This is a genomic window from Bacteroides celer, from assembly GCF_002632415.2.
Taxonomy (GTDB): Bacteria; Bacteroidota; Bacteroidia; order Bacteroidales; family Bacteroidaceae; genus Bacteroides.
Genome location: NZ_CP178209.1, coordinates 4949763 through 4973056, shown reverse-complemented (window position 1 = coordinate 4973056; position 23294 = coordinate 4949763). Strand labels below are relative to the sequence as shown.

Annotated in this window: 20 protein-coding genes; 11 read left to right on the top strand and 9 right to left on the bottom strand. The window is 42.0% G+C overall.

Going from position 1 to position 23294, the window contains the following annotated elements; genetic code table 11:
- The first annotated feature begins 63 nt into the window (after window positions 1–63).
- Window positions 64–1164: an Mrp/NBP35 family ATP-binding protein gene (locus CJF29_RS20185; RefSeq protein WP_004297220.1), complete on the top strand. Its 1101-nt coding sequence runs from the start codon at window positions 64–66 to the stop codon at window positions 1162–1164.
- A gap of 308 nt (window positions 1165–1472) precedes the next feature.
- Here CJF29_RS20185 and CJF29_RS20180 read toward each other — a convergent pair whose 3' ends face one another.
- From CJF29_RS20180 to CJF29_RS20170, 3 genes are all read right to left on the bottom strand, one after another.
- A complete protein-coding gene (locus tag CJF29_RS20180) occupies window positions 1473–3386 on the bottom strand; it encodes a TlpA family protein disulfide reductase (RefSeq protein ID WP_008776701.1) in 1914 nt (637 codons plus the stop codon).
- Window positions 3387–3575: 189 nt separating this feature from the next.
- Window positions 3576–5393, bottom strand: coding sequence for a M56 family metallopeptidase (locus CJF29_RS20175; RefSeq protein WP_099146029.1), 1818 nt, complete (start codon window positions 5391–5393; stop codon window positions 3576–3578).
- Between the two features lie 18 nt (window positions 5394–5411).
- Complete coding sequence (locus CJF29_RS20170; RefSeq protein ID WP_004305524.1) at window positions 5412–5777, bottom strand: BlaI/MecI/CopY family transcriptional regulator; 366 nt, start codon at window positions 5775–5777, stop codon at window positions 5412–5414.
- Between the two features lie 398 nt (window positions 5778–6175).
- On the opposite strand from CJF29_RS20170, the gene CJF29_RS20165 reads away from it, so the two are divergent.
- On the top strand, window positions 6176–6745 hold the full coding sequence (locus CJF29_RS20165; RefSeq protein WP_004314733.1) for a porin family protein: 570 nt from the start codon (window positions 6176–6178) through the stop codon (window positions 6743–6745).
- Between the two features lie 154 nt (window positions 6746–6899).
- On the opposite strand, the gene CJF29_RS20160 is transcribed toward CJF29_RS20165, so the two are convergent.
- The 5 genes from CJF29_RS20160 to mdh form a co-directional block, all read right to left on the bottom strand.
- Window positions 6900–8159 carry an ABC transporter permease gene (locus CJF29_RS20160; protein WP_004297229.1) on the bottom strand — a complete coding sequence of 420 codons (1260 nt, stop codon included), beginning with the start codon at window positions 8157–8159 and terminating at the stop codon, window positions 6900–6902.
- A complete protein-coding gene (locus tag CJF29_RS20155; protein WP_074557396.1) occupies window positions 8160–9341 on the bottom strand; it encodes an ABC transporter permease in 1182 nt (393 codons plus the stop codon).
- Between the two features lie 2 nt (window positions 9342–9343).
- Window positions 9344–10336: an HlyD family secretion protein gene (locus CJF29_RS20150; protein WP_004297231.1), complete on the bottom strand. Its 993-nt coding sequence runs from the start codon at window positions 10334–10336 to the stop codon at window positions 9344–9346.
- Window positions 10337–10442: 106 nt separating this feature from the next.
- Window positions 10443–11906, bottom strand: coding sequence for a TolC family protein (locus CJF29_RS20145; RefSeq protein WP_074557452.1), 1464 nt, complete (start codon window positions 11904–11906; stop codon window positions 10443–10445).
- A 272-nt stretch (window positions 11907–12178) separates the two neighbouring features.
- The gene (gene mdh, locus CJF29_RS20140) at window positions 12179–13120 is read right to left on the bottom strand and encodes a malate dehydrogenase (protein WP_004297234.1); all 942 of its coding nucleotides are present in this window, start codon (window positions 13118–13120) and stop codon (window positions 12179–12181) included.
- 875 nt (window positions 13121–13995) lie between these two features.
- Between mdh and CJF29_RS20135 the strand changes: the two genes are divergently transcribed.
- Window positions 13996–14868 carry a hypothetical protein gene (locus CJF29_RS20135; RefSeq protein ID WP_004297244.1) on the top strand — a complete coding sequence of 291 codons (873 nt, stop codon included), beginning with the start codon at window positions 13996–13998 and terminating at the stop codon, window positions 14866–14868.
- A 633-nt stretch (window positions 14869–15501) separates the two neighbouring features.
- Here CJF29_RS20135 and CJF29_RS20130 read toward each other — a convergent pair.
- The gene (locus tag CJF29_RS20130; protein WP_004305502.1) at window positions 15502–16371 is read right to left on the bottom strand and encodes an NAD kinase; all 870 of its coding nucleotides are present in this window, start codon (window positions 16369–16371) and stop codon (window positions 15502–15504) included.
- Between the two features lie 148 nt (window positions 16372–16519).
- On the opposite strand from CJF29_RS20130, the gene CJF29_RS20125 reads away from it, so the two are divergent.
- The 8 genes from CJF29_RS20125 to ndk all read left to right on the top strand — a co-directional run bounded on the left by CJF29_RS20125 (window position 16520) and on the right by ndk (window position 23286).
- Window positions 16520–17236 carry a pyridoxine 5'-phosphate synthase gene (locus CJF29_RS20125; RefSeq protein WP_004297247.1) on the top strand — a complete coding sequence of 239 codons (717 nt, stop codon included), beginning with the start codon at window positions 16520–16522 and terminating at the stop codon, window positions 17234–17236.
- The gene (locus CJF29_RS20120) at window positions 17233–17949 is read left to right on the top strand and encodes a MotA/TolQ/ExbB proton channel family protein (protein ID WP_004297248.1); all 717 of its coding nucleotides are present in this window, start codon (window positions 17233–17235) and stop codon (window positions 17947–17949) included. The genes CJF29_RS20125 and CJF29_RS20120 overlap by 4 nt, the downstream gene beginning before the upstream one ends.
- A 7-nt stretch (window positions 17950–17956) precedes the next feature.
- Window positions 17957–18373, top strand: a complete 417-nt coding sequence (locus tag CJF29_RS20115) for an ExbD/TolR family protein (RefSeq protein WP_004305499.1) — start codon at window positions 17957–17959, stop codon at window positions 18371–18373.
- Window positions 18374–18379: 6 nt separating this feature from the next.
- Complete coding sequence (locus CJF29_RS20110; RefSeq protein WP_009000282.1) at window positions 18380–19255, top strand: cell envelope integrity protein TolA; 876 nt, start codon at window positions 18380–18382, stop codon at window positions 19253–19255.
- Between the two features lie 27 nt (window positions 19256–19282).
- On the top strand, window positions 19283–19834 hold the full coding sequence (locus CJF29_RS20105) for a DJ-1 family glyoxalase III (RefSeq protein ID WP_004297251.1): 552 nt from the start codon (window positions 19283–19285) through the stop codon (window positions 19832–19834).
- Window positions 19835–19841: 7 nt separating this feature from the next.
- Window positions 19842–20501, top strand: a complete 660-nt coding sequence (locus CJF29_RS20100; RefSeq protein ID WP_004297252.1) for a 2-C-methyl-D-erythritol 4-phosphate cytidylyltransferase — start codon at window positions 19842–19844, stop codon at window positions 20499–20501.
- Window positions 20502–22598, top strand: coding sequence for an ATP-dependent DNA helicase RecG (recG, locus tag CJF29_RS20095; protein ID WP_099146028.1), 2097 nt, complete (start codon window positions 20502–20504; stop codon window positions 22596–22598). It abuts the gene before it with no gap.
- Window positions 22599–22821: 223 nt separating this feature from the next.
- Window positions 22822–23286: a nucleoside-diphosphate kinase gene (ndk, locus tag CJF29_RS20090; protein WP_004305483.1), complete on the top strand. Its 465-nt coding sequence runs from the start codon at window positions 22822–22824 to the stop codon at window positions 23284–23286.
- Window positions 23287–23294 lie beyond the last annotated feature (8 nt).

The following is a 23294-nucleotide window of genomic DNA, read 5'->3' as shown; positions in this document are numbered from 1 at the left end:
ACCGGCAGCCACCTGAACAGTGACTTTAAATTGTAAATTGTAAATCGTCAAATAGTAAATAAAATGACTCTCTATCCTAAATTGATATTGGATGCATTGGCAACGGTGCGTTATCCCGGTACGGGAAAGAATTTGGTGGAAGCGGAGATGGTTGCCGATAATCTCCGTATTGATGGTATGACTGTCAGCTTTTCATTGATCTTTGAGAAACCGACTGATCCATTTATGAAATCAATGTTGAAAGCTGCGGAAACAGCTATTCATACGTATGTTTCTCCTGATGTGCAGGTAACAATCACAGCAGAGAGTAAGCAAGCCGCTCGTCCGGAAGTTGGCAAGCTCCTTCCACAAGTGAAGAATATAGTGGGTATATCTTCCGGTAAAGGTGGAGTAGGTAAGTCTACGGTGTCTGCGAACTTGGCAGTTGCTTTGGCTAAATTAGGCTATAAGGTTGGTTTGCTCGATGCTGATATTTTCGGTCCTTCCATGCCTAAGATGTTTCAGGTGGAGGATGCACGCCCCTATGCTGAACGTATAGATGGTCGTGACATGATTATTCCGGTAGAGAAGTATGGCGTGAAATTATTGTCTATCGGTTTCTTTGTCGATCCGGATCAGGCAACTTTGTGGCGTGGCGGAATGGCAAGTAATGCGTTGAAACAGTTGATAGCTGATGCAGCCTGGGGAGATTTGGATTATTTCCTGATAGACCTTCCTCCCGGAACCAGTGACATTCATTTGACGGTTGTTCAAACATTGGCCATGACAGGAGCGATTGTTGTCAGCACTCCGCAAGCGGTTGCTTTGGCAGATGCCCGTAAGGGAATCAATATGTTCACCAACGATAAGGTAAATGTACCTATTCTCGGTTTGGTTGAGAATATGGCTTGGTTTACTCCCGCTGAACTACCCGAGAATAAATACTATATCTTTGGTAAAGAAGGTGCCAAGAAACTGGCTGAAGAAATGAATGTTCCTTTGTTGGGGCAGATTCCTATCGTGCAAAGCATCTGTGAAGGAGGAGATAATGGTACTCCCGTTGCGTTGGATGAAGACTCCGTGACCGGACGCGCTTTCTTATCCCTGGCTGCCAGTGTTGTTCGTCAGGTAGATCGCCGGAATGTAGAGATGGCTCCGACTCAAATCGTGGAAATGCATAAATAAATGGAATCTGGAGTTGGATAGCTTTGCAGTAAGTTATCCATAGGATATAGAGCGAGCCTCTGTAGTCTTTTCAAAGACTATGGAGGCTCGTTTATTTATTAGGATCATATAGAATCCGTTGTTGGCGGATTCTCTTCTACAAAATAGTGACGCTATCCAATATAAATAGTGACGGTATATGACAACGATACCGTCACTATCCTAAGCATATACCGTCACTATTTTTTTCTATATCAATCAGGAGTCTTGCGTTTATTTATGGCGTATATCAACAACGATTTCTGCTTGATCTATTTTTTACGTTTGAATTATTTATTCAAAGCTTTCATAAGTTCTTTTTTCATGGTGTCTACTCCGGGAAATCCAGTTTGTTTGAAGGTGATATTACCCTCCGGATCAACAACAAAATAAGTGGGAACTCCTCGGATATTGAAGTTGGACATTAGAAAGCTCCATTGCTCATTTGTCACACGGAAATGCTCACCATGAATATCGGTAATCATGTTTTCCCAGGTACCTTTGGGGGAAGTTTCGCCTGTGATGTAGAGGTAGATAATATCCTTGTCTTTTAATTCCTCTTTCATTGGAGTGATGGCTTTATTAGCTGTGCGACAAGGGCCACACCATGTTGCCCAAAAATCAACTAACAGTGTGTGTCCCCGGAATTTAGAGATAATGGATGGGAATAAATCTTCATTGGAGACTTGTCCTGTCTCGTTAACAGTGAAGCCTGTCTTTCTTTTGTTTAATTCTATCTTCTTTATTATCTCTTTGTTAACTTGAGTAAGCATCTCTGCATATACCGGGGAAGAAAAAGTCTTTAATTCAACATTCTGTTCTGCTGTTAACGGGGTAAAATCCTTAATGGATTGATATAGCTTATTAAATTTAATGTTATCGAATAGAGGTCCCTGTCCCGTTCTTAGTGTCTCTTTAAGTACATCTAAAGAATTCGGCAGAAAGTTTATTAAATATATCGTTGACGCGTAATATTTGCCGTATAGAGCTTTAAGAGTGTTGATAGAACTGAATTCCTTCAGTATGTCGTAGTAGCCTTTGGGAGTATCGATGTGGGTATTATAAAAATAATCGTCTGTCTGTTCTCTATTCAGTTTGTTAACAGCAATATATGCAGATTTTAGTTCTCTCTCTGTCATGGCGATTTTGCCAGTCGCTTCCAGATCTACCAGGATATTTAATAGCTCTTTGCACGCATTGCTGTATGGGGATTGCGCAATTTCTTTTCGAACGGATGGAAGGCGCTCAAGTACATAAGCTTTATATTCATCTGCACTTTTCCCGACAATGTCATTGTACATATCCATGTAATAAACGCTTTTTAATACAATATCTATATCTACTGAAGCTAATTCTTGTTGTAGGCTAGCCAGATAACCATTGAAGTATACAGGCTCTCCATACGTTTTATCTTTTCTTTGTAGATGTGCCTGTCTGCGGCAAAGTTCCTTTGTATTTATAATGAGTGATGTCTCTTCATTGGGAGCTATCAGACATTCAATCCAACCAAAAGGAAATTCCAATGCTACGCTTGTGACAGATGCAACCTTTACTTCCGCCAGGAAAGTGCCGTCCTCCTTGATTTTTATGATATTCTGTTCGTTGTGGATATTCAGTGCAGGACTTTCTATGTGCATCTTCACTTGCTTTATCATCTCTTTTTGATAGTCCAGTATTTTTCCTTTAAGGGTGGCAGTTCCATAGACTAACTTAGGAGTCGGCAATATCGCTTTCTTATTTATTTTGTGCACGACTGCTTCTTTGGGAAGTTTCTGTTTATAGAATGCGTCCTTATCCAGTTGTATGCCCCATATCTTATATGCTCCGTCAAAATCCCCTTCCGAGAAGTCCAGACTGGTTACATTTTCGGGTATGGGAGGAAATTGTAATTGGAATTCCGCTTCTCCTGATTCCGGCATCCAGAACTCTTTATCTAATGTGATTCCAACTCCTCTTCGAATGGGATAAAGCATTCCATTGTTGTCTTTCAGGAAACTGCCCGTAGCTATTTTTATCCAATATTTAGGATGATAGAAAGCCTTTATATACACTGTTGTCACTGTATCACTCATGACAATTTTATCGACCTCAATACTATTGGAACTCCATGCAAGAAAAGGAGGACGCTCGATCACTCTGTCTTTGGCTTGTATGGTGCAGGTTATGCAGAATATCAAACCGATAATCCATACGAATCTTTTCATGTGAATAATGTTTTATTACACGAACAAATATAAGGATCTTTTTATAACTATCCTTGTAAAAAACTAAAAAAGAAATGATTTTTTTGTACTGGAGAAGGATATATCCGGCTCCGGGGAGAAAGGTGTTTCCCACCGATGAACGCCCCGTTCCTCACCGATGAGGAAAGGGAGCGGCACCGGAGAGAGAAATTACTGTAACCTGAATACGATAGGAATGGTATACTTGACAGAAACAGGTTGTCCTTTTTGCATTCCTGGTTCCCATTTAGGCATATTACCCACTACGCGTACGGCCTCTGCATCCAGTGACGGAGATACACTGCGTAAGACTTTGATATTTGACAAACTTCCGTCTTTACTAATAACCATCTGTATGATGACTCTGCCTTGCTCCTTACTTTTTTGAGCGATGACGGGATATTTGATACTTCTAGCCAGATATTGGAACAGACCGGCTTGTCCTCCCGGAAATTTAGGCATTACTTCTACCATGGTGAATACTTCGTCTTCATTTTCTCCTTTTACACTGCCTCCCTCTGGAGTTGGATCATCTTTTGCAGCATAGCCCACCACCACTACTTCATCCATGTCGGACTGCTTTACTTCTTCTGCTTTGGGAAGTTCAGGACCGGATAGCCGGAAAGCAACAGGAACTGTAAATTTCACGTTCACTGCTTCCCCCCTTTGTTTGCCGGGTTTCCATTTGGGCATGGCGGCAATTACACGCATGGCTTCCTTGTCGAGATACGGATTGACACTTCGCTCCACTTTCGTATCGGCTATGCTTCCGTCCTTTTTGACAGTAAAGCTTACAATCACACGTCCTTGTGCACCGATTGCATGTGCTTCAGCCGGATATCTGACGTTCTTCGATAAGTAGTCCATCAGTGCCTGTACTCCTCCCGGAAAATCCGGCATTTCTTCTACAACCTGGAAGACAACGGAATCTGGTACACTTTTGATTTGAGTTTCCGCCATTTCCTTTTCTTGCTTATCCCGTGGAAGTGTAGTTCCTTGAATATCTTCTGTAGGAAGTTCCGGAATATCCGTAGTTTCAGCTTGCATGGCAACTTCTTTTGTTGCTTGTCCCATCATTTCTTTGGCAAATTTTTCAGTGGTACGTGCTACCATTTCGATGTTACTGACAATCATTAAGATAGCAGCCAAGGGAAGAAACATCAGATATTTTGTCCTTCCTATTTCTTTCGTTCTTCGTTTATTCATCATTTTAATACGATTTTTGAGTGGTAAAACATTGAAACTATTTGATAAATTTGCTGCAGCCTTGTGATGTGCCAGTCCCAACAAATGGTACTGGTATGATTTACTATCATGCCCCGTCTCTAATACACGGTGATCTGCCATGTATTCGAGGTTTCTTCTGACTTCCCGTTTCATCAGCCAGATAAATGGATTGAACCAGCAAAAGATACACATTATCTCGCTGATAAGCACGTCTACCGAATGGTATTGACGGGCGTGGGTCTCTTCATGAGTAATAATTTCACTGATTTCAGATTCCGTATGTGATTGTGGGTGTATGAATATCCAGTGGAAGAAAGAAAAAGGGCCGGTTTTTTTCTTTAATAGATGTACGCGTACTCCTTGTATCTTGCTTTTTGAGCATTGGAAGTGTAACCGGATGATGCTGCCCAGTTGTACAAAGAAACGTGTGGCTAGTAATAACATTCCGCTCCAATAGATAACTTTCGCGAGCTGCATGATAAACTCTTGCCAGTTCATTGCAGGCTCTTGTAAAGGAGTAACTACTTGCTCCGGAAGGATGATGGTTGCATAAAGATCTGCCATTGCCACCATTGGTTCGTGAGCTTTTATCCATCCCTGAATATTCAGTAAAGGATAAAGCATGGAGATGGCAAAGAAACATAGCAAAGCCATCCTACGCCAATGGAAGAAGGTGTCTTTATGGAAAAACAACCGATAGAATGCATAGAACAGAGCTATCGCTACATTTATCTTTAGAAAATAAGCTAGTTCCGGAGTCATGGTGATGAATGTTTTCTATTAATTTTCTTTTCCTTTTTCAATGAGTTCGATAATATCTTTGAGATCATCGGTCGAAATTTTCTGGTCTTTGGCAAAGAAAGAAACCATTTCTTTGTAAGAGTTCTCAAAGTAGTTACGAACTACGCCACTCATAAAATGGCGTTTATATTCATTTTCGCGAATGGCAGGAGTATATTGGTAGGTATTACCCACACGTTTCGGTGTGACATATCCTTTCCGCTCGAGATTCTTTACGATAGATGCTACTGTGGTATAAGGAGGTGCCGGTTGCGTATACTTTGCAACAATGTCTTTTACGAAACAGCATTGTAACTCCCAAATGTAGATCATTACTTCTTCTTCTTGTATAGTTAACTTTTCCATGGAGATGTTGTTTAATTACGAATACTTCGCAAATCTACGAATATTTCGTAAACAAGCAATAGCTAGTCGGTTAATAATTGTAAATGTATAAATCTTGCAAGAATATTTTAATTGCATTGTTATTCGGAAATTATTTAAGCATAAAAAAAGACCGGATGAACATTATTTTTTTCTATATAGTCACTCTTTAATAACCTTTATGCAAAAAATAGACTATCAAGGATTTTTTTATATAAAATAAATGAAATATATTTGCGGCTACAAAACATACGTTAAATACGGAAGGGTGTGTTTCAATACTTTAATCGGTTGCGAATAATTCCCCACACTTCAAACAGAACTATTAACTAACAATGCCAACCAAAGGGAAGAGGAAGGCAAACTAAAAAATGAATGATATGAAAAAAGGTTTGATTTTTGTGCTATTTGCACTTGTTTCTATCGTTTCTTATTCTCAGATTTCTTGGAATGCCAAAGTTGGTATGAACATGAGTAACTTTACTGGGGATATGGATACTGACATGAGGATTGGATTCAATGTAGGCGTTGGCATGGAATATCAGTTCTCTGATATGTGGTCTATTCAACCTTCGTTGATGTTCACTCAAAAAGGTGCTAAACAGGATGAAGTGAAAATGAATCCAATGTATTTGGAGATTCCGGTATTGGCTGCTGCAAGATTTGCAATTGCTGATAACCAGAATATTGTAGTGAAAGCTGGTCCTTATTTTGCATTTGGTATTGCTGGTAAGTGTAAAATTGGTGATGAAAAAATTGATTTCTTTGGTGACGGTGATGATCAATTTGGAGCAAAAAGATTTGATGCAGGTCTCGGTGTAGGCGTTGCTTATGAAATTAATAAATTCTTTATTGACTTATCAGGAGAATTTGGTTTGGCTAAATTGGCTGATGGTGACGGTGCACCGAAGAACATGAACTTCTCTATTGGCGTAGGTTACAAGTTCTAAACTTATTATACTCTCTTTATAATATCTCTAAAATCCCTCGTTCTATACTCTCTTGGAACGGGGGATTTTTTTATATCCTTATTAATAAAAAGAAAAACGGCATATCCCATTGAAAGGATACACCGTTAATTCTCTCTCTTGTAATTCTTACTCATTAATCACTTATCTGCTTGGATAAGTTTGCTTTCTCTTTTAATTCTTTGTATCTCTCTATTGCATGTTTGCGACTCATCAGTATTTGCCAGCGGTATACCCAACAGGTGGTCAGGAAATAAATGCCGGCTTGCAACCACAAAGCCTTATATTCAAAAGCTACTTCACTAAGAGTGGCTCCCATATTGTTGATTTTTACAAAGCCGTTAATTCCAAACGTTGAGGGGAAGATGTAGGATACATACTTCCAAAACGGAGGAATAGCTGCTCCCGGCCAGGAAATTCCTGAAATAAATAACAGGGGGACTGATGTGAATACAAAAATCAGCATACACGTTTCCCGATTGCGAATGGCAATAGAAGCTGTCATCGCAAAGAAGATACAAGCCGCAAGATAGGGGACAACGAATAATATTAATGAACTGGGTTGCCCAATTTGGTTGAGGCTAAACAATCTTGGAACGACATAAAGTACGTAGAAAGCTACCAATATATAAACTAGGAAATAACTCAATCCTTTTCCTAATACAATTCGTAACGTCCCGTTATAGTGACGATTAATAGGTACAAGATCCTTAAATCTGTTGTTCTCACGAGCAGTTCCTGCAGCGAGACCGATGCCGAGCAATAATGTCTGTTGGATAATCAATACCAATACAGCAGGAATCAGGAAAGCGGCGAACCCGGCAGTGGGGTTGAAGATGGAGATTTCTTCATATTCTATCGGATAAGCAGTGATTTCATCCTGACGGTCGGTCGTGTTTCCGCTACGTGCAATTTTGATATCCCTGTTCATATCCAGAGAAACGGCAGTGTTGGCAAGAAGCATCGATTTATAGTATAACAATCCGCTCATGTCGCAATAGATACTGACTTGTGTCTGTTTTCCTTTGGCAATATTGTCGCTGAAATCCGAAGGGATATAAATGATACCATACGCACGCCGGTTCTTTAGCATTTGTTTGGCTTCTTCCATATCAGCACAGTAAGAGACGATTTGAATATCGGGTGTGGCATCTACCTTACGGAGATATTCACGACTAAGAGATGAATGTGAATCGTCTACAACAACGGCAGGAACTTCACGCACTACTTCGTTGTCATAAATGAAACTATACAACAACGGATAACCTAATGGGACGAGTATGAAAAATATCAGCACCCCCTGGTCGCGGAAAGTTGTCTGAAACTCCCGCTTCCAGATATAAAACAGGTCATTGATGCCTTGGGCTATCTTGTCTTTTAATTTTATATCTTTCATTTAGGGTATATATTTATAGTAAACCAATGCTTCCTTCAGGCGATGAACCACAAAGAAGGGGAGCATCATAAATATTAATAGTGTCATATAGTTGGTCCATGAGTAAGCCATACTATATCCGTTGAGTGCTTGATCGACGTAAATCAGGAAATAATGCCGCAACGGGAATAGATTACTCAAAGCCTGTAGAACAGGATGCATAGCCATGACCGGGAATGAAAAACCGGAAATGGAGAACGATATGACTCCCCACAGGGAAGCAAAACTTAATCCGAGTCGTAGAGTCGGCAGAGTTCCTATCATAACAATACCACAACATTGAGATGCTAGTACGAGACACAGTGTGGCGAATATCATCGGGAATATGCCGCTATTGCAAGGAAAATGCAGAAATCCATACAGGTATACATTATAAAATATACCCATAATGAAAAAGACTATTGTGTGGGGAAGCAGTTTTCCTGCCAATGCAATGTAAATGGAGTTGTTACTCATTCGTAGCCATTCGCGGGCAGTGCGATCCTTGATTTCCACACCGATTGAATAAACGGTAACCATAAATATTAATAGCATGAGTACTCCCGGTATCAGTGTATTACATAAGTATACCGAATAGTTCAGCCACGGATTATTTAGTGGGTGTGTATCAATTACGATCGGTTGCAGATAAGCCATAGCCTGATTCTCTGTCGCACCTTTGGCATACAGCATCGTCCGGGCTGCAGCTCCGGAGGTGAGTTCTCCCATCATTTTCATATCCCTGAACAATAGAGAGCCTGCAATCAGGTATGAGTAATTGGTATAGAAAGAGATCGTTGGCTGCCGTTGGCTTTGTGCCTCTGCCGATAAACCCTTGGGGAGATAGAAGAACCCGTAGATTTTTCCCTCCTGCATGGCAATACGCGCATCTGTTACATTGCTGTAATGAGCTACAACCCCTGTCTGCGAAAAAGCATCCAGATTGCGGACAATATTGCGGGAAGTAGACGAATCATCCATGTCCACCACTCCCGCAGGAAGATCCTTGGGAAGCCCCGAATCCATTAAAGTGGTGAAGAATATATAACAAAACAGCGGGGCAATGACCATACAGAAGAGATAGAGCGGGCGTGATACCAATCGCCGGCACTCTCTTTGCATAACCTGCCACAAAGCTATATATTTCTTTTCTCTCTCTTTCATGGTTACTTGTCAATGATAACAGACATACCCGGACGGAGATTTTCCACTTTCTCTACCGGGGAAGCTTTCACCTCGAATGTTTTCAGATCAAATTGTCCGGTCGTTTTGGTTGCTTTCCAGGCAGCATAAGTGCCTAAGTCTTTCAGATAATATACTTTGAGCTGGATCTTTTTATTATCCAGAGCAGGAATGATAGCTTCGAACTCCGACCCCATCGTCAGGTTCTTGAGCAAATCTTCGCGTACATTGAATGTTACCCACATATCGTTGAGTTCAGCGATATTCATGATAGGAGCACCGGTACCAACCAATTCGCCTACCTTCGGGAATATTTCAGAAACTTCCCCGGCAGCCGGAGCAATGAGATAAGTCTCCTTAATATACGATTCAACTTCGGCAACAGCTCCTTTCGCCCGGTTTACCAAAGCTTCCGCAGCCATCTTATCTTCACGTTCCGCTCCATTCTTCGCCATGGTATATTGTGCTTTGGCAGCTTTCTCTGTTGCAATACTTGCGTCCCGTTGCGCAGTCACTTCATCCAGCTTCTGTGCAGGCATCACTCCCTGTTCGTAGAGATTCTTGATGCGTTGATATGATTTCTCGGCAATGGTAACGCCTGCCTGGGCTTTTTGCCACATTTCATAAGCCGCCTGGATTTGTTCCTCACGCGCGCCTTTGATTGCTTTTGCGTTTTGTGCCTGTGCGGCAGCTTCAGCAGCCCGTGCCTGTTCCATTTTTGCTACCACGTCAGGAGCTTCCAAAATGGCCAGCGTATCCCCGGCATTGACACTTTGGCCTTCTTTCACGCGAAATTCCAGTATACGTCCCGGAACTTTACTTGAAACGCGATATTCGGTAACTTCAGCCTGTCCCTGTATAATTTCAGGACCTTTGCGGAGCATGAAGAAACCAACGACTGCAACGATTGCAATAACTCCCAACAGAGTAAGGAATGCAAGAAGCATATTGCTGTTTTGTGATTTTATAGGTGCCATATGATTTATGAATTATGATTTATGGATTGTGATTTATAGATTGTGAGTTGGTTAGAGATTGGGTTGTTTCTGATTGGGTTCTTAACTTTATTTTTCCGAATCTTATTTATTTCAGCGTTCCCAGAGACTTCTTCAGATAGATTTCCGTCAGCTTCACATCTATTTGCGCGTCAATCTTTTCTGAATGAGCAGACAACCATGCTGTTTGTGCTTCAAGAACATTGCTGGTGGCAATCACTCCTTCTTTAAAACCAAGTGTTGCATAGCGTAGATTTTCTTCCGCTTTTTCCATGTTTTTAGAAGACATTACCAGTTTCTTACCAGCTTCTTTTACCTTGAATGCAGCCTGATTGACCTGCAACTCTATTTTTTCACGAGCATCCTGAAGTTGGTACTGTGCAATACGAGCTTCGGCTTTTGCCGCTCTGGTTTTATAAATACCTTCTCCCCAGTGCCATATAGGTATCTGTACCATAACTCCCACATTCCACATACCTTTGAACTTGTTTTCAAAGCTGTTGAAAACAGAGGGATTGGTTACCATATAATTCCCCATCAATGCGATGGATGGAAGATGCTCCGCACGGGTTACATTTACTTTCTGTTTATAAATCTGCGTTGCCAATTCGAGGCTACGTATCTCCGGACGATTCTCATAAGCGGTGGATAGATCGAAATGAGGGTCCGTTGTCAGTAATGGAATGTCTTCCATATTTTCGTCTGCCAGTGTGATGGGAGAACTAAGATCAATACCACATAGTTGACACAGCAACATTCGCGCAAGACTCAATCCGTCTTCCACTTTAGTCAGTGTCATTTCGGCTTCATTTACCTTGACGCGTACAGACAAACCATCCGCTTTGGTGGCTACTCCTTCATTAATCATTTTCTCTACATCGCTGTCCAGCTGTTGCAGAAGCTTTAGATAACCTTCTGCCAACTTCTTCTTATTAACCAGTGAAATGACTTGCCAATAGGCTTGGTCCGTACTCATGATTACTTCCTGCATACCGCCGTGATGTTGTTCTTGAGCCAACTCTTCGGCATACTTTGTTATTTTGTTGTACGCCCGGATTTTCCCGCCCATGTATAAAGGCTGTGTCAATGTAATGGCACCTGCATAGACATTTCGGGTGTCTGTACGGAGTGCATCCACTAAAGAGTTTCCCGCTTGATCGAGGGCGGGCAGCACCGCTCCTAATTTTCCACTTAAGGAAGAAATAAGTGGTGCCAAGTCAGGATGTGCTGTTGCAATCTCGGTTGCAGCTTGTTGGATGGGGCCAGCCAGATTCGTTCCTAACCCTGAAAGCGCGGCTTTCTGGTCATTGTTTAATAATGAAAACTCTTTCTGGTTCCTCATGTAAGCTCCCGTTGCCGAGAAATTAGGCAAATAATTTGTAAATGCAGCTTTCCGTTGATAATGAGCCGCACTTATTTTTTCATTGCTTATCAACAAATCTTTGTTGTTGGCAAGAGCTAATGCGCGGCAACTATCCAGATTTAGAAAGCTCTGCGCTTTTACTGTAAAAGTGAAACTTAACAGAAATGTCAGAAGAAAAACTTTTTTCATCGCATCTTGCATATTAATAAGGTGGTACTTCTATTTTAAATAACCCTGTTCTTATGCAATTTGTTTATTAAAGTAGTCTGTTTTTTTGTACTTGTTTACTTAAACAATAATTGCATAAACAACGATGCAAATGTATGTGCTTTCTGTGAGAACTCAAAACGAATTAGCTTTTTTTAGAAATATAGTGGGGATGGATTCTGTTGAAAAGAAAGAAGGCTATTCCTCATGGCGAGGAACAGCCTTTCTTGATATATAAAGTAAGGGGATTTTAATTACAGAGCACCTACTTCTTTCAAAGCAGCGTTAGTTCCGTGAACAGCTTTTGCGCTAGCTGCGAACTTAGCTTTTTCGTCTTCGTTCAGGTTCAGTTCAACGATCTTTTCGATACCGTTCTTGCCAAGGATTACAGGAACACCGATGCAAAGATCTGATTCGCCGTATTCACCTTCCAATAATACAGAACAAGGAACCATCTTCTTTTGGTCGTGAAGGATAGATTCAACTACGAATGCTCCTGCTGCACCCGGTGCATACCATGCAGAAGTACCTAGCAATTTAGTCAGCGTAGCACCACCTACCATAGTAGCAGCAGCAACTTCTTCCAATTTCTCTGCAGAGATGAAATTAGCTACAGGCATACCTTTGTAAGTAGCGAAACGAGTCAAAGGAATCATCGTAGTATCACCGTGACCACCGATAACCATACCTTCTACTTCGTTAGCGTTGCAACCGATAGCTTGAGACAAGAAATATTTGAAACGAGAGCTATCCAGAGCACCACCCATACCGATAACACGGTTTTTCGGCAAGCCCAGAGCTTTCAATGCCAAATAAGTCATTGTATCCATTGGGTTGGAGATAACAACGATGATAGCGTTAGGAGAATATTTCAACAGGTTTTCTGCTACCGATTTAACGATACCAGCGTTCACACCGATCAGTTCTTCACGAGTCATACCCGGTTTACGAGGAATACCTGAAGTAATCACAACAACGTCAGAGTTAGCAGTTTGAGCATAGTCGTTCGTGCAGCCTACCAATGTAGTGTCGAAACCCAACAATTGAGCTGTCTGCATCATATCCATTGCTTTACCTTCTGAAACGCCTTCTTTAACGTCCAGCATTACTACTTCGTCTGCTACTTCATTAAAAGCAAGTACATTTGCACATGTAGCACCTACGTTACCTGCGCCTACTACGGTTACTTTTGACATAATACTATATATTTAAAAAGTTGATAATTTGTTTTATCTTTTAGCGCGACAAAATTACAACGATAATCCTGATTAAAGAAATTTTTCCGTAATAATTTTAGTTAAAGGTCGAAGTTCTCTGGAATGGATAGCTATCATGAAAAAAAAGTAGTCGAACAAGCCGTTGGCAAGCGTGGAAGAGAAGTGGAGAATAAACAACGAAAACGATACAAAAACGAGGGTGTTCGGAGAGGGCTGTACGAAGCGCTGAAACGCCCGCCAGTAAAGGGGAAAAACCCAATGAAAACCAGTAGAGTAGAGAAGAGAAGAGTAAGTAAAAGTATTATTTCTGTTATAAACAACAGCAATAATACTGGGCAGAGAAGATGGCTTTGGTTGCTGCCATTGTCGGTTCGGATCACTTCGTCGGTGCCGTTTCTGTTCCCGTGTCCCTCATGAACTGTTCGTTCGGCAGATGACCGACTTTTGTCTGGTAGGTTGTTGATGCTCGCCCGGTAGGTAACGGACATTCACACGGTAGATAACGTACGTTTGTACGTTAGGTAAATTCTATATTATTTCTCGGGCTACCGCTTCACTAAAAAATAATTTCAATACTGGTTTGCTAAAGTGTCATTTGCTTCAAAACCAGTACGCAAACGAGGTAAAAGTCGCAAATAAGGCTGCTCCGATCAGGTAATGCCAGTGGCCGCTTAGGATCATAAAGGAGAATCAGTCGGGGTACTTTGCGTCTGTCGGTTCGGCCTGGTTGACTGGTTAATAAATTAAAATTGCATAGATTAGTCGGGAGTTTTTCAAAAACTCTCACTTTTTATACTTGACTTCTGTTGCGAAATGATTACTTTTGCGCACGTTATCAATTCACAACTGAAACTATGAGTAAAAAAAGCCTTCTTATTGCGGCCGTGGCTATCTTGGTGATAGCTATTATTGGTATTACTTATTTATTGTTTACCGAAAAACAAGCTAACCGGGAGTTAGTGCAGGAGTTCCAATTAGATAAGGAAGATCTGGAAAACGAATATACCCGTTTTGCACAACAATATGATGAGTTAAAGATGACGATTTCTAATGACTCTTTATCTCAATTACTGGAACAGGAACAATTGAAAACTCAACGTCTCTTGGAAGAACTTCGTACAGTGAAGAGCACGAATGCTACAGAGATTCGTCGTTTAAAGAATGAGTTGGCTACTTTGCGTAAGGTAATGATTGGATATATTAATCAGATCGACTCTCTGAATAAACTGACTGCACAGCAGAAACAGGTCATAGCTGAAGTGACTCAAAAGTATAATCAGGCTTCACGACAGATCGATAACCTTTCTGAAGAAAAGAAGAATCTGAATAAGAAGGTGACGCTAGCCGCACAACTCGATGCAACTAATATTCGTATCGAACCACGCAATAAACGTGGTAAAGTGGCGAAGAAAGTGAAAGACGTGGTGAAGTTAGCCATCAGTTTCACGGTCGTGAAGAATATAACCGCCGAAAACGGTGAACGTACCATCTATGTACGTATTACCAAACCCGATAATGATGTACTGACCAAGAGTGCATCCAATACTTTCCCTTATGAAAACCGTACATTGGTTTATTCAATTAAGAAGTATATTGAATATAACGGAGAAGAACAGAATATCAATGTGTTTTGGGATGTAGAAGAATTCTTGTATGCCGGAAACTACCGTGTTGATATCTTCGAAGGTGGTAATCTGATTGGTTCGCAGACCTTTATGTTAGATTAATATCGGGGTATTCTTTTTCTCTACCGATATTCTATTTTCTTCTATATTAGCTAACCCGATGGTCTGTTTTTAATATTTCTTCGGGCAACAGTTGTTCTTTTATGGATGAACTGGGGAAAGAACTGCATAAATAATTGCAATAATATACAGAAAATAGGGCGAGCGCAGCATGAATTTGCAGACAATATGCAGCTTTTTAATCATGGAAGCCTTCGTTGGATTAAAACCAACGAGATGTCCCTCACCGAGGAACTTATCCTTCCTCGGTGAGGGACATCTCATTTCTCGGTGAGGAACTCATATAGGAATGATTAGAAGCTATTTTTTTCTCTAGTTTGTATGTAAATAAAGGTAAGGAGAAACTGATAAAATGAATGACTGTTGTCTATAAAAGAATGATTTGCAAGTGTAATCAGTATATTTTAATCTTATTGAGTAAATATAGGGGAAAATAATGTTAATCTGATTTCTGAAGATTGTAAATCCCAGCCCTTTTTGTCTTTAGTTGGAATCTATACCCAAAATTGTTGCATTCCCAACAGCTTGAATGTCCCTTTTTTTAGAAGTTCTATTTTTAAGTACCGTATAGTTGAATCGGGTGATGAGGAATAACGGTTGCATAATGTGGACTGCTTACCGTCTTCCGTCAGCTCCCCACATCATCTTGCTGCGGAGTGTATCGAAAAAAATGTGATTAAAACGTTTCACTACCTTTACGCTGTAATCTGCCCGGCGAATGGTTAGTTGAGTCGTTTCTTTGCAAGTTTCGCTCCTCCCGTCAATGGCGACGAGGAAGTTGTGACTTCTGCTTTCTACATCTAATGTAATCTCCCAGTCATCCCGAATAACGATAGGGCGGACGTTGAGACTATGTGGAGCCACCGGAGTGATGGCAATAGTGTTGGAATGAGGAACGATGATCGGGCCTCCTACACTCAAAGAGTAGGCTGTGGAACCTGTTGGAGTGGCAATTACTAACCCGTCAGCTTGATAAGTATTCAGATACGCGCCATTAATAGCTGTCCGGATACTAATCATAGAGGAGCTGTCCCGTTTGAGAATAGCTATTTCGTTGAGGGCATAAGGAGAATCTTGGAGATGTTTGTCGTTGCAGATTAACTGAAGTACGCTCCGTTCCTCCACACTATATCTGCCGTTTTGGATTTCATCAAATGTTTCCTCCATTTCTTCCGGTGAAATATCTGCCAGAAATCCTAAACGTCCTGTGTTAATTCCCAAAATAGGGATCCCTTTTCTTCCTACGCGGCGGGCAGCTTTCAGAAACGTTCCGTCGCCTCCGATGCTGATTACCATATCGGCAGTAAAATCATCACCATCAAATAATTGATCTGCTTCAATATCCATATTTTCAGAAACTAGGAATTGATAAAATTCCCTGCACATACCAATCTCTGCTCCTTGTTTCTTTAAAAGTTTAAACAAGGTGACAGCATGAGAAGACTTTTTAGCCTGATAAGTATTTCCAAAAATGGCAAATTTCATAAGCAACATCATTAGTTCAGGATGCAAATTTGGCATTTTTTCTTGGATTTCTACTTTAAATAACCAAAAAAGAGTAGAGAATGCGTTTCGTATTATTAGGCAACTAATAATAATATTTGTATTTTTGCGGCAAATATAACGTAGAACTATGACTAAATTAAGTGTAAACATAAACAAGATTGCTACACTAAGAAATGCTCGCGGGGGAAATGTGCCCGATGTAGTAAAGGTAGCGCTTGATTGTGAATCTTTTGGGGCTGATGGTATCACCGTTCATCCCCGTCCTGACGAGCGTCACATTCGTCGTTCTGATGTATATGACTTGCGTCCTCTGTTGCGGACTGAATTTAATATTGAAGGTTATCCGTCTCCGGAATTTATTGACTTGGTGTTGAAAGTAAAACCTCATCAGGTTACTCTAGTTCCCGATGATCCTTCACAGATCACCTCCAATTCCGGTTGGGATACGAAAGCAAATCAGGAATTCCTGACGGAAGTTCTCGATCAGTTTAACAGTGCCGGCATTCGTACTTCCGTTTTTGTGGCAGCCGATCCTGAAATGGTGGAATATGCAGCAAAAGCAGGGGCGGATCGCGTCGAACTGTATACTGAACCTTATGCGACGGACTATCCGAAGAATCCGGAAGCAGCTATTGCTCCTTTTATCGAAGCTGCAAAGACTGCCCGTAAACTGGGTATCGGATTGAACGCCGGTCATGATTTAAGTCTGGTGAATTTAAATTATTTCTATAAAAACATTCCTTGGGTGGATGAAGTGTCTATCGGACATGCGTTGATTAGCGATGCACTGTATCTGGGACTCGAACGTACCATTCAGGAATATAAAAACTGTTTACGCTCATGAATGCAATGATCTTGTTAGCCCAAGGGGCTATGAATATGGCCGACTCACTGGCTACTGCCAACCCCGTGCTGACGGAGGTAAACGCTCCGGAAATGAACATGCTTGATATGGCTGTCAAGGGTGGATGGATTATGATTGTATTGGGCGTACTGTCGGTTATCTGTTTCTATATCCTGTTTGAACGTAACTACATGATTCGCAAAGCAGGAAAAGAGGACCCCATGTTTATGGAACGGATTAAAGACTATATTCATAGTGGAGAGATCAAAGCGGCTATTAACTATTGCCGTACGATGAATACCCCTTCGGCACGTATGATAGAAAAAGGAATCAGCCGTCTGGGACGTCCTATTAACGATGTGCAGGTAGCTATTGAGAATGTGGGTAACATTGAAGTTGCAAAGTTGGAAAAAGGACTAACTGTGATGGCAACTATTTCCGGAGGTGCTCCAATGCTCGGATTTCTCGGTACGGTGACCGGTATGGTACGCGCATTCTACGAAATGGCGAATGCCGGAAGTGGAAACATTGATATCACTTTGCTTTCGGGAGGTATCTATGAAGCTATGATTACAACGGTCGGTGGTCTGATTGTCGGTATCATCGCTATGTTTGCCTATAATTATCTGGTGATGCTGGTAGACCGTGTGGTAAATAAAATGGAATCTCGTACAATGGAGTTCATGGACCTGTTGAACGAGCCTGCAAAATAATTGGCAGATGGGATTAAAAAGAAGAAATAGAGTATCGCCCAATTTCAGCATGGCCTCCATGACGGACGTCATCTTCCTGTTGCTGATATTCTTTATGATAACCTCTACGGTGGTGTCGCCCAATGCCATAAAGGTATTGTTGCCTCAAGGCAAGCAGCAGACTTCGGCCAAGCCGCTGACAAGAGTGGTTATCGATAAGGACTTGAATTTCTATGCCGCTTTCGGCAATGAAAAAGAGCAGCCGGTGGCGCTGAACGATCTGACTTCATTTTTGCAGAGTTGTGCAGAGAAGGAACCGGAAATGTATGTGGCATTGTATGCAGATGAATCGGTACCTTATCGTGAGATTGTAAGGGTATTGAACATTGCAAACGAGAATCATTTTAAGATGGTGCTGGCTACCCGCCCGCCTGAAAATAAATAAGAAACAATGGACAGAAGAAAAAAGGGTGAATACATAGGAGCGCTCGGTGCACTGTTGGTGCATGTGGCAGTGATTGCTCTTTTGATTCTGGTGAGCTTTACTGTCCCCCAACCGGATGAAGATGCAGGCGGAGTGCCTGTGATGCTGGGGAATGTGGATACAGCGAGCGGCTTTGATGATCCTTCTCTGGTAGATGTGGATATTATGGATGAAGATGCGGCAGCACCGCCTGCGGAAACAGAACCGCAACTCCCTTCTGAACAGGATTTACTGACACAGACTGAAGAGGAAACGGTCACTTTGAAGCCTAAGACGGAAGAACCGAAAAAAGAGACGGTGAAACCTAAAGAGGTGGTCAAGCCGAAAGAACCGGTGAAGAAGCCGGAAAAAACGGAAGCGGAAAAAGCTGCAGAAGCGAAACGACTGGCAGAAGAAAAAGCGGAACGTGAACGTAAGGCTGCCGAAGAAGCTGCCAGAAAGAGGGTGTCCGGTGCGTTTGGAAAAGGAGCGCAAATGACAGGAAATAAAGGAACAGCGGCTAGTGGCACGGGAACCGAAGGTAGCAAGGAGGGTAACTCTTCTACCGGAGCGAAGACCGGAACCGGAGGTTATGGAACATTTGACCTTGGCGGACGTTCTTTAGGTACGGGCAGTTTGCCGAAGCCTGTATATAATGTGCAGGAAGAAGGACGTGTAGTGGTGAATATCACCGTGAATCCTGCAGGGCAAGTGATATCGACCAGCATTAGCCCTCAAACGAACACTGTAAATTCCGCTTTGCGTAAGGCGGCGGAGGATGCAGCTAAGAAAGCCCGTTTTAATACGATCGATGGGGTGAATAACCAGACAGGGACAATCACCTATTATTTTAACTTGAGATAGTATCATTAACCAAATATATTAAGCATTATGGGAACTGTATACGCTTTTTTTGCAGATGGTTTTGAAGAAATTGAAGCCTTTACTGCTATTGACACGTTGAGACGTGCCGGACTGAATGTAGAAATCGTATCCGTTACACCGGATGAAATTGTAGTGGGAGCACATGACGTATCCGTCCTTTGCGATATCAACTTCGAGAATTGTGATTTCTTTGATGCTGAACTTCTGTTGTTGCCGGGAGGAATGCCGGGAGCTGCTACACTTGACAAGCACGAAGGATTGCGCAAATTGATCCTTGATTTTGCTGCAAAAGGTAAACCTATTGCTGCCATTTGTGCTGCTCCGATGGTGTTGGGTAAACTGGGACTGCTGAAAGGAAAGAAGGCTACCTGTTATCCGAGTTTCGAACAATATCTGGATGGTGCCGAATGTGTAAATGCACATGTCGTACGTGATGGAAACATCATTACGGGTATGGGACCGGGTGCTGCTATGGAATTTGCCTTGACAATCGTTGACCTGTTGGTAGGTAAAGAAAAAGTAGACGAACTGGTAGAAGCGATGTGCGTTAAACGCTAAACCGTCCATGAAGAAATATGTAATCATTGTCGCCGGTGGAAAGGGCTTGCGAATGGGAAGTGATCTTCCTAAACAATTCCTTCCCATGGGTGATAAACCTGTATTGATGCATACCCTGGAAGTCTTCAGGAGATATGACGAGGCACTTCAAATCATATTGGTGCTTCCGCAGGAGCAACAAAGTTTCTGGAAGCAACTTTGCGATGAACATCATTTTACGGTAAAACATGTCCTTGCAGAAGGAGGTGAAACACGTTTCCATTCCGTAAAGAACGGGCTGGCACTGGTGCAAGAGCCGGGATTGGTGGGAGTGCATGATGGAGTACGCCCGTTTGTATCAGTAGAAGTGATTCGCCGTTGTTATGAGTTGGCAGAGGTGCAAAAAGCAGTGATTCCTGTGGTGGATGTAGTAGAGACGCTTCGCCATTTGACAGATGCCGGAAGTGAAACAGTCAGCCGGATTGATTATAAACTGGTGCAAACGCCGCAAGTGTTTGATGTAGAGTTGCTGCAACAAGCCTATGCCCAGGAATTTACCCCCTTCTTTACAGATGATGCTTCCGTTGTGGAAGCGATGGGAATGCCCGTTTATCTGGCAGAAGGCAACCGTGAAAATATAAAAATAACAACTCCTTTCGATTTAAAAGTAGGGAGTGCTCTTTTATAAATGTTCGATTTAGCCACACGCGACATAAAATTTATCTCCGGTGTAGGCCCTCAAAAAGCCGCTGTATTAAATAAGGAGTTGGAAATCTATTCCTTGCACGATTTAATTTATTATTTCCCTTATAAATATATTGACCGGAGCCGCATCTATTACATTCATGAAATAGATGGCAATATGCCGTATATCCAGTTGAAAGGAGAAATCCTCGGTTTTGAGACCATTGGTGAAGGACGGCAGCGCCGTTTGACAGCGCATTTTTCGGATGGTACAGGAGTCGTGGATTTGGTGTGGTTTCAAGGTATAAAGTACATCTTGGGAAAGTATAAACTTCACGAGGAATATATTATTTTCGGCAAACCTACTGTTTTCAACGGACGTATCAATGTGGCGCATCCTGATGTAGACAAACCGGATGATTTGAAACTTTCCTCGGTGGGGCTGCAACCTTATTATAGTACGACGGAGAAGATGAAACGCAGTTTCCTCAACTCTCACGCGATTGAGAAGATGATGGCAACGGTGATTCAGCAGATACAGGAGCCTCTACCTGAAACACTTTCTCCCAAGTTGCTGACGGAGCATCATTTGATGCCTTTGACGGAAGCGCTCCGGAATATCCACTTCCCAACCAATCCTGACGTCCTCCGTCGGGCACAATACCGTCTTAAATTTGAAGAACTGTTTTATGTTCAGTTAAACATTCTCCGATATGCCAAAGACAGGCAGAAAAGGTATCGTGGATACATCTTTGAAAAAGTGGGAGATGTGTTCAATACATTTTATGCAAAGAATCTTCCTTTCCAACTGACGGGTGCGCAGAAACGGGTGTTGAAAGAGATACGGAACGATGTCGGCAGTGGCAGACAGATGAATCGCCTTTTGCAGGGAGATGTAGGAAGCGGAAAAACACTGGTTGCCTTGATGAGTATGTTGCTGGCATTGGATAATGGCTATCAGGCTTGTATGATGGCACCTACCGAAATCCTGGCAAACCAGCACTACGAAACCATCAAGGAATTGCTTTTTGGCATGGACATTCGTGTTGAGCTACTGACAGGTTCGATTAAAGGAAAAAGGAGAGAAGCGATTCTGACAGGATTGTTGACCGGAGATGTGAAGATATTAATAGGCACACATGCCGTTATTGAAGATACTGTCAATTTCTCTTCTTTAGGCTTCGTTGTGATTGACGAACAACATCGTTTTGGCGTGGCTCAACGTGCCCGTCTTTGGAGTAAGAATGTTCAACCTCCGCATGTACTTGTAATGACTGCCACTCCTATTCCCCGTACGTTGGCGATGACTTTGTACGGTGACTTGGACGTGTCTGTTATCGATGAACTTCCACCCGGAAGAAAACCGATTACTACCATCCATCAATTCGACAATCGCCGGGAAAGCATGTATCGTTCGGTACGTAAGCAGATCGACGAAGGACGCCAGGTTTATATTGTCTATCCGCTGATTAAAGAGAGCGAAAAGATTGATTTGAAGAATCTTGAAGAAGGGTATCAGCATATTCTGGAAGAGTTTCCGAAGTGTACGGTTTGTAAAGTGCATGGCAAAATGAAACCTGCCGAGAAAGATGAACAAATGCAGCTTTTTGTCTCGGGGAAAGCGCAGATCATGGTAGCTACCACTGTCATTGAAGTGGGAGTGAACGTTCCGAATGCTTCGGTTATGATTATTGAAAATGCAGAACGTTTCGGGTTATCACAGTTACATCAGTTGCGCGGTCGGGTAGGGCGTGGAGCAGAACAGTCTTATTGTATTCTGGTGACGAATTACAAGTTGACGGAGGATACCCGGAAACGATTGGAAATCATGGTGCGCACCAATGATGGCTTTGAAATAGCAGAAGCCGATTTGAAATTGCGTGGTCCCGGTGATCTTGAAGGTACACAGCAAAGCGGTATCGCTTTCGATTTGAAGATTGCGGATATTGTCCGCGACGGTCAACTGTTGCAATACGTTCGTGCTATAGCTGAAAGTATTGTAGAACAAGACCCTGCAGCACAAAGTCCGGAGAACGAAATCTTATGGCGACAGCTTAAAGCCTTACGGAAAACGAATGTTAACTGGGCTGCCATAAGCTGAAAAACGGTTAAACATGCAGTTTATTTGCGTAAATGTGTTGCAAAACATATTTCGGCTCTATTCTCCCTATTTATAGGAGTTTAACGACCTGATTCCTCTTCCTTTTCGTTCTAAGCATCTGAAAAATAGTTAATAACTTCCTTGCCATTTCGTAGGAAAACACTATCTTTGGAAGAATTTTTTTAGTAAATGTATTGTTTAACCATTTGCAAAGTCGAGTATTATGCTTGAAAAAACGCTGGTCATTTTAAAACCGTGTACCCTTCAACGGGGATTGGTTGGTGAGATTACTCATCGCTTTGAGCGTAAAGGATTACGGTTGGCTGGCATGAAGATGATGCAACTGACTGATGAATTGTTGAGCGAACATTATGCCCACCTTAGCGGCAAATCCTTCTTTCAGCGTGTGAAAGATTCGATGATGACAGCTCCTGTCATTGTTTGTTGTTTCGAAGGTGTGGATGCTATTCAAACAGTCCGTACGTTGGCGGGACCAACTAATGGACGTCTGGCTGCCCCGGGTACCATTCGTGGGGATTACAGCATGAGCTTTCAGGAAAATATAGTTCATGCTTCTGATTCTCCGGAGACTGCGGCTATTGAATTAAAGAGATTTTTTAAACCGGAAGAAATATTCGATTACAAGCAGGCAACATTTAACTACCTGTATGCAAATGACGAATATTAAATAGAATT